This window comes from Flavobacterium sp. NKUCC04_CG (assembly GCF_019345525.1).
GTDB lineage: Bacteria > Bacteroidota > Bacteroidia > Flavobacteriales > Flavobacteriaceae > Flavobacterium.
This window is the reverse complement of record NZ_JAHKRA010000050.1, coordinates 1-593: the sequence shown is the minus strand read 5'-3', so window position 1 is coordinate 593 and position 593 is coordinate 1. Positions and strand designations below refer to the sequence as shown.

Genomic DNA, 593 nt, shown 5'->3' with positions numbered 1-593 from the left:
TCGTGGTCCTACAACCCCAATATTGCCGTAACAACATTGGTTTGGGCTGTTCCGCGTTCGCTCGCCACTACTTACGGAATCACTTTTGTTTTCTTCTCCTCCGCCTACTTAGATGTTTCAGTTCAGCGGGTTTGCCTCCTATCGGATACTATGTCTTCAACATAGTGGGTTGCCCCATTCGGATATCTACGGATCAAGTCGTGTGTGCCGATCCCCGTAGCTTTTCGCAGCTTATCACGTCCTTCTTCGCCTCTGAGAGCCTAGGCATCCCCCATACGCCCTTATTTTGCTTATGTGCTTATGTAATTGTCGAAACAATTACGTGCTTTCTATTATTTTTATTGTATTTAAATATCTCAATATGTCAATGAACGTGTGGCGGGTCTTTTGTATTAACAATTGACGCTTTATGCCGTTGTGGAGAATATCGGAGTCGAACCGATGACCTCCTGCGTGCAAGGCAGGCGCTCTAGCCAGCTGAGCTAATCCCCCAAATGAATTTAGAAGGTATGTCTTCCAAACGTGTTCGGGTTAGTCAACCTCTAAAATTTCCTTTCAATAAAAGTGTTTTTCGTGATTCGTAAGTCGAAAAT

General features: G+C 44.4%; 1 tRNA gene and 1 rRNA gene. Both read right to left on the bottom strand.

Annotated elements, in window-relative coordinates:
* Positions 1-295 (bottom strand): 23S ribosomal RNA (locus KO524_RS15185); the annotation flags it as partial.
* 123 nt (positions 296-418) lie between these two features.
* Positions 419-492: transfer RNA gene (locus tag KO524_RS15180), tRNA-Ala, on the bottom strand.
* Positions 493-593 lie beyond the last annotated feature (101 nt).